Annotated in this window: 4 protein-coding genes; 1 reads left to right on the forward strand and 3 read right to left on the reverse strand. The window is 54.9% G+C overall.

Annotated elements, in window-relative coordinates; genetic code table 11:
- Positions 1–207 precede the first annotated feature (207 nt).
- Positions 208–1,080, reverse strand: a complete 873-nt coding sequence (gene lipA, locus FUA23_RS20680; RefSeq protein ID WP_147932684.1) for a lipoyl synthase — start codon at positions 1,078–1,080, stop codon at positions 208–210.
- A 92-nt stretch (positions 1,081–1,172) separates the two neighbouring features.
- Between lipA and FUA23_RS20685 the strand changes: the two genes are divergently transcribed.
- Entirely contained in the window at positions 1,173–1,856 is a 684-nt protein-coding gene (locus FUA23_RS20685; protein WP_147932685.1) for a hypothetical protein, read from the forward strand.
- A 16-nt stretch (positions 1,857–1,872) separates the two neighbouring features.
- Here FUA23_RS20685 and FUA23_RS20690 read toward each other — a convergent pair whose 3' ends face one another.
- A complete protein-coding gene (locus FUA23_RS20690; protein ID WP_147932686.1) occupies positions 1,873–4,908 on the reverse strand; it encodes an aminotransferase class III-fold pyridoxal phosphate-dependent enzyme in 3,036 nt (1,011 codons plus the stop codon).
- A 636-nt stretch (positions 4,909–5,544) separates the two neighbouring features.
- Positions 5,545–6,642: a TonB family protein gene (locus FUA23_RS20695; RefSeq protein WP_147932687.1), complete on the reverse strand. Its 1,098-nt coding sequence runs from the start codon at positions 6,640–6,642 to the stop codon at positions 5,545–5,547.
- Positions 6,643–7,047: the final 405 nt, after the last annotated feature.

The raw sequence follows: 7,047 nt of genomic DNA on the forward strand, positions 1-7,047 counted from the left end.
GTTCCTCCCCTCAAAACAAGATACACAGCACCCACGAAGCTGAAAGGACCACCCGGCCGACTCGCGCTCCGAGCACCCTCCGGGTGCGAGTTTGTGGAGGTTACGGGCGGTAGCCAGGAAAGTTGTTCAAATGCCGTCATGACTTCCGCGCCCTGAGGGCGCGGAAACTATTCGGAAACCGGAGACTGTCACAACCGGGATCTACGCTTAAATGTGCCGTTCAGCGTGGTAAGAGCTGCGAACCAACGGTCCGCTTTCCACGTAATCGAATCCTTTCTCGAGGCCCATCGCTTTGTAATGCGCAAAGGTGTCGGGCGTAACGAAAGAATCAACCGCCAGGTGCATCGCTGTTGGCTGCAGGTACTGACCGATGGTAACTACATCTACACCTACTTCGAGGAGGTCATCGAGAATCTTCTCGACCTGCTCTTCGGTTTCACCGAGACCGACCATGAAGCCGGTTTTGGTCCGCTTACCGAATTCTTTGATCCGGCGGAGCTCTTCGAGGCTGCGCTCGTATTTACCCTGCGGACGAACCTTGCGGTAAAGCTCCCGCACGGTCTCCATATTATGGCTGACGACTTCCTGCCCGCCTTCGATCATACGGTAGAGGGCGTCCCAGTTGCCACGCACATCAGGAATGAGCGTTTCGATTGTCGTCTGAGGGGTGCGCTCTTTGATCTGGCTTACGGTTTGGTACCAGATTTCGGCGCCGCGGTCTTTGAGTTCATCCCGGTTTACGGAGGTGAGCACAGCGTGCTTCACCTGCATCAGCTCGATCGCTTCGGCTACCCGGCGGGGCTCATCGACGTCGTATTCGGTCGGTCGGCCGGTTTTTACCGCACAGAAACTACAAGAGCGGGTACACGTATTCCCGAGGATCATGAAGGTGGCCGTTCCGGCTCCCCAGCATTCACCCATATTCGGGCAGTTACCACTCTGGCAAATGGTGTTCAGCTTATACTCATCCACCAGCGCGCGTACTTTTTTGTACTCGGGGCCGATGGGAAGTTTTACGCGCAGCCAGTCGGGCTTACGCTTACGTTCACTTTTGGAAGGGGCGACGGGGAGGTCAATCATAGACAAGCGCTTAATCTTGAAATAGAAGACAAAGGTAGGGCAGATTAGTTTTTGTACGGGGCAGAATATGAAATAAAGGCTTATACTTGTTGATGCAAAAATTACTTCTGGCCCTTTCAATCGCCTACTTCCTTTCAGCTTGTGCTTCTGAAGAGACGAACCCTCCCATAGTGGTGGAAACGAACGAGGTTTTGCCCTCAACGGTGACGAAGAACCCGCAGGGAAACAAGGATCTGCCGCTGACCGACGATGAAGCAATCACCAGAATCCGTGCGTTCTTCCAGAAGGTCTCATCGCAGCGGACCGCAGGAACGCTTAAGTCGGAGGAGGTCGAGTACGCCTGTGAAGGTACCGGTCAGGTAGGGGTTGTCACCTTTTACTCCGACGCCGGAGGCGTCGTTTTGGTAGAAAACGAATACGGAATGGGAGACCATGCCGGGCAAACGGACCAGTGGTATTTCATCGAGGGTAAGCTGGCATTTCTGTACGCTCAGGCAGGTACCTGGCAATTCGGTGGAGCAATGACTAAAGACCAGGATGGGAATGAAGTCCCCGGCACTATCGACAAAATAACCGAAAACCGCTACTATTTCAACGACGGAGTGTTGGTGAAACACCTCACGAAATACTATGAAATTGAAAGCGGAAAAGAGGAAGTTGACCCCAATAACGTCCCGAACGAGACCGTACCGCACAACGGCGAGACGCCGGAGAGCTACGATTTCATTGCAGCATTCATGGCTACCCGTACGCCGGATTGCGGCCTGATCGAGTAAGAACCGTGTAACCCGATCAGGGCATCATGCACCCGTCTTCGGCGAGTACCCGGCTCAGATAATGGATCAGTTGGTCGGCGCTTTTACGATCAAAACTCATTGGGGGTTTGATCTTGATCACGTTCTCATCGGGCCCGTCGGTGCTCATCAGGAATCCCAGTTCTCGCATTCTGTTTTTGAGGTAAGAAGCTTGCTTCGTGGCGGGAGACATCGCATCGTGCGGGGCAGAAGGATGCGCGGACGCAGGTGCAGTGGAGGGTTGGATAAGCTCAAAACCTAAAAACAACCCTTCGCCCCGGACATCTCCGATCAGCGGGAACCTGGCCTGAAGTGAAAACAGCTGTGTTTTCAGATAATCGCCGGTTTCCAGGGCGTGTTGTTGCAAGCCTTCTTCTTTGATGACCCGCAGTACCGCCCGCCCGACTGAACAACTGACCGGGTTGCCGCCGAAGGTGTTGAAATATTCCATTCCGTTGGCGAAGCAGGCGGCAACTTCCGGTGTACAAACCACCGCTGCCAGTGGGTGGCCGTTGCCGAGTGGCTTACCGATTGTAACGATATCGGGGACTACGCCTTGCAGCTCGAAACCCCAGAAATGACTGCCCACCCGGCCCAGTCCAACCTGAACCTCATCGGCGATGCAAAGCCCTCCCGCAGTACGAACTTCGCGGTACACTTCCCGGAGGTATCCTTCCGGCAGAACGATCTGTCCGCCGCAACTGAGGATACTTTCGGCAATGAAGCCACCTAGTTTTTCTCCTTGATCCGCCCATTCGGCGATCCGCTGACGCGCGTAGGCGGCATATTTCTGCCCGGGGTTTTCAGCATCACGATGTATCCCTCTGAAGGTGTCGGGCATCGGGATGATTTTCGTTGCCGGCGGACACCCTTTTCCTCCCTTACCGGCGAATTTGTAACCGCTGATGTCGATCGTTCGCCCGGTGTTGCCATGGTAACCCGTTTCTACGGCGATCATGTTTCGGGTGCCCGACCATTGCTCGCACATACGCAGGGCAAGTTCGTTGGCCTCACTCCCTGAATTGACGAAGTGTACCACCGAGAGCTCAGGCGGCAGGGTAGCAGTTAGTTCCTCCGCGAACCGGATCAGGTTCTCGTGTAAATAGCGTGAATTGGTATTCAGAACGGCGGCCTGTTGCTGGAGGGCTTCTACTACTGCCGGATGCTCATGCCCGACGTGGGCTACGTTGTTGACCGTGTCGAGGTACCGGCGCCCGGTGTGATCGAGGAGGTACTGCCTGCGCCCTCTTTCGATGAGCAAAGGCGATTGGTACGAAACGGAGAGGGAGTAACCGAGGTGCTTTTTGCGCCGGTCAAGTAGTCGTTCAGCAGGCTTGTCCAGATGGTGGCTCTTCCAGGTTTCCGGGGCTGCTGGTTGTTCGGCGGGTACGATCATAGCCTGGGGGCAAAGCCATAGCCAGGCCTCCGCGTCGGCGGGGTAGGCTACGCCGGGGAAGTCTACCTCGTGATCGAGCATATGGCGGGTCACCTGAAAGTGAAGATGTGGTGGCCATCCGCCGTTTTCTGCTGGTGAGCCAAGCTGTGCTATTTCGTCCCCGCTTTGCACCTGCGTTCCCGCCCTGATTCCAGCCGTCGAAGCCGCAGAAAGATGCCCGTAAAACGTATAGAAAAGATGCCCGTCGAGCTGGTGCTTCAGGATGATGACGTTGCCGCAACCGTGATTTGTAGGATCTACGCCCACCATATGGACATGCCCGTCGTAAGCCGCAAGGACGGGCGTTTGCGCCGGTCCCCAGATATCGGTGCCCAGGTGAACGGTCCGCCAGCGCGGGCCGTAGTTGCCCTCGGTCGCAAAATCATCGGTGGTGTAGACCGGGCGAATCTCCCCGTAGCCTCCGTACCCAAAGCCGGCATTTTCATTCTCCAGATGGCGCGCAATACGCCTGGTGAAGAGTTTTGGATCGTCGTAATTGGTATAATTCCCCAGGTCCCCGCTCCCAACTCCGAGGTCCATTTTGATTGTCGTTTTTCCGGCAAAGTCGATCACGGTTGCCGGGTGTGTTTTCAGCCATTGTCTTAGGCTGTCGTTTCCAGTCCACAGGCTTCCGTAAGCTGCTGCGAACCTGGCGTTGATGATAACCGGGTGGAGGGTTCTCAGCTTTTCCAGAAGATCCCAGGCGGGAGCAGCACTTACCTGAAGATAGTCGTTTTCGGGTTCCTTTTGCGCATTTTCGGCGGCTACCGCAACGGTTATCAGCAATCGCCCTACGACAAGGCCGAGCAGGTGATCGATAGATACGGCTTCATTAATTTTCTGCCGGTATCCCGAAATGACTTCTGTCATTGCCCCGATAGGGTCGGAGGTGTTCATACCTGCGTAAGCGCAGGCCACGGCCAGTTCGCTCAGGGTGCAGGTGCGCATCGCGTCGCCAAAATCAATGACGCCGGCAATTTCGCCAGCCCCGTTCACCAGCAGGTTGTGGGGATGTGCATCGTTATAGTTGATCGCAACCGGAAGGCCCGCCAGACCGGGAAGGGTCTCACGTTCGAACCTGTCCCAGAAGAAGTTTGCCAGCCTGGCTTTTTCGGGAGGCATATACATTGCCAGTGGTCGGCAATCGAGCGTTTGTGCCGGATTCCATTTGTAAGCGGAAGGCGCATCCGGATGAGAGAACCCTGCCAGAGCATTGGTTAGTTCTGCGGCGGTTTTTCCCCATTGTACTCTCAGTTTTTTGGAGATCGGGTTCACTTCGTCAAGCATCCGGCCCGGCACCCAGGATAGTAGCCGCAGGAGATTTCCTCCTTCCAGTTCCACGAGGTCGCCCACGGGGCTTGGGACGAGAAATGACAGCTTCTTAGTCGCCAGGTACGACAGCAGGTCGTACTGAAAACGGATGGTCTTCCTGTCCTGGTCCGGCTGACTGATTTTCAGGGTGTAGCGGGTGCCATCTTCGGTGGTGAGACGATAGTTTATGTCTGCTTCGCCTATCAGCGGTTCGGCGGTTACTGCTGCTAATCCGTAGTGTTTGGAGACCAACGTAATGATGGTTGCAGAGTCGTGGTGTGTTCCCATGGCGGCCAAGATAGGAAAGAGTAACGACCTCTCTCCATATTCGAAAATTTGCCCATCGGGCTCTCGCCCGGAGAGCGATTCGGCCAGCGCATCGGGACTATAACTCCCAACTAAAGCAAAGTGAGCAAGCGTAGCGCAGCAAAAGGTACTTGCGGCAGCGACTCCAGACTCCAGACTCCGAACTAAAGCAAGGTGAGCAAGCGTAGCGCAGCAAACGGTACTTGCGGCAGCGACTCCCGACTCCAAACTCCCAACTAAAGCAAGGTGAGCAAGCGTAGCGCAGCAAACGGTGCTTGCGGCAGCGACTCCCGACTCCCAACTCTCAACTAAAGCAAAGTGAGTAAGCGTAGCGCAGCAAACAGTGCTTACGGCAGCGACTCCAGACTCCCGACTCCAAACTCCCAACTAAAGCAAGGTGAGCAAGCGTAGCGCAGCAAACAGTGCTTGCCGCAGCGACTCCCGACTCCGAACTTCCAACTAAAGCAAGGTGAGCAAGCGTAGCGCAGCAAACGGTGCTTGCGGCAGCGACTCCAGACTCCAGACTCCGAACTAAAGCAAGGTGAGCAAGCGTAGCGCAGCAAACGGTACTTGCGGCAGCGACTCCAGACTCCCGACTCCCAACTCCCAACTCTCAAACTACTCCTCCCGGCAAAGGAGCGGAAGTACAGTGTCGTACCAGTCAATCAGTGCAATTTGTTTTGCCAGCCGTAAGTCTTCGCATGCGCCGGAGAGCAGATTGTTGTCCATTCTCGCTTGACCTCTGACGATCCGGAAGCGGCCATCGCGCGGAAACATTTCAATGGCCTGGTCCATTTTTGCCAGTCCCTGTTCGAGGGTAGAACTGTCTTTAACCATAACGTTGCCCTCGTTGATGAGCGCGATGGCATCATTGTAGTTGTCGATGGTAGTCTTGCAGCCTTCCGATTCGGGAGCGAAGGTGAAGCTCACATCGTAAGCTGAGCTTACGGGGCGGCCGTCGTATTCGCCTGGGTTCCATTTCCCGAAGGAATTGGTAGCTACGTTCATGGCCTCAAAGGTGAAATCGGTGCCGAGGTCGTTGTAATCAATCACATCCTGTACGTCCACACGCCCGTCAGGGTGGATGATAAGCTGTACATCGAGCTGGCCGGTACGGCAGCTGTCTTCACCGCTTGCGGGGTATTTGAGGGCTTTGTTGAAATAGCCGGCCAGGTCACCGTCCATGCCGGTAAATTCGAGGGCTTTGGTAAGCTCAACGTAGACTGTATCACGATCAACAAGCACATAGGGTTTCTGCTCTTCGAGCCGGAACCGGATGGGTAAGGTGTACATGAACCGGACGGGTTTACCGTCTTTTATGGCCGGCCTGAATTGTACTTCGTTTGCCATACCGATGACTGAGCGTAAAGCAGAAAGTCCCAGTTGCCCTCCGGGGTCTTTCAGCACCTGAGCGCGCGAAATCATTCCGTTGGCTTCCACCACGAAACCGATCACTACCATGCCACTGATGTTTTGCTCGCGTGCTTCGGCCGGGTAAAGGGCGCGTTGGTTGACGTAGCTGAGCAGGGCGATTTCCGAACACTGCGCTTTTGCTGCAGCAGTGGTGTCGTACCGTTCGCAGGGAGTGGGGAAGCGGGGTCTTTCGTCGACGATGTTGTAGATGGTTGTGTCTACTGCAACAGAATCTGCGGCAGCCGGAGCCTGTGCCATCAGGTAAAACGGCAGGGATAAAAGGAGCGTTAGTATTACTTTCATTTGGTTGGTACGCGTAAGTAGAAGAGGATTTTGTTTCGGGCTGGCGCTCTCTTAATCACGCCCTCAAGTGTCTGGCAAAGATAATTAAAAGCCTCCAGCTGCTGATGTGACCTTGCAATCCGGAACAAAGCCGCTTTAAATTGTCCTGATCTTACCGTTCTGCTGGTCTCTTTATCTTAAGTTTCGGTCGTAGGGGAGTTGTTATAAAACGGCGGCGGGTAGAATGCAGAGCGTGCCGTCGTGTGTTTCAATGGTCCGCTACGATTTTAGGCCGCTCGGGCCCCAAAGACTTTAAGCTCTGCAATTACCGCTTGCATTTTGGGCGTGTGTGGGTCGACACCACACTTGTCCAAAAGGTGATACGCTATGCGTTCGTTGCGATAGGCCGTCACGATATCAGACATC

Origin of the sequence: Neolewinella aurantiaca, from assembly GCF_008014675.1 — a bacterium.
Lineage (GTDB): Bacteria > Bacteroidota > Bacteroidia > Chitinophagales > Saprospiraceae > Neolewinella > Neolewinella aurantiaca.

Coding starts and splice junctions, on each gene's coding strand:
- FUA23_RS20685 (WP_147932685.1), top strand. CDS start 1,173: ATGCAAAAATTACTTCTGGCCCTTTCAATCGCCTACTTCCTTTCAGCT.
- FUA23_RS20690 (WP_147932686.1), bottom strand. CDS start 4,908: ATGGGAACACACCACGACTCTGCAACCATCATTACGTTGGTCTCCAAA.
- FUA23_RS20695 (WP_147932687.1), bottom strand. CDS start 6,642: ATGAAAGTAATACTAACGCTCCTTTTATCCCTGCCGTTTTACCTGATG.
- lipA (WP_147932684.1), bottom strand. CDS start 1,080: ATGATTGACCTCCCCGTCGCCCCTTCCAAAAGTGAACGTAAGCGTAAG.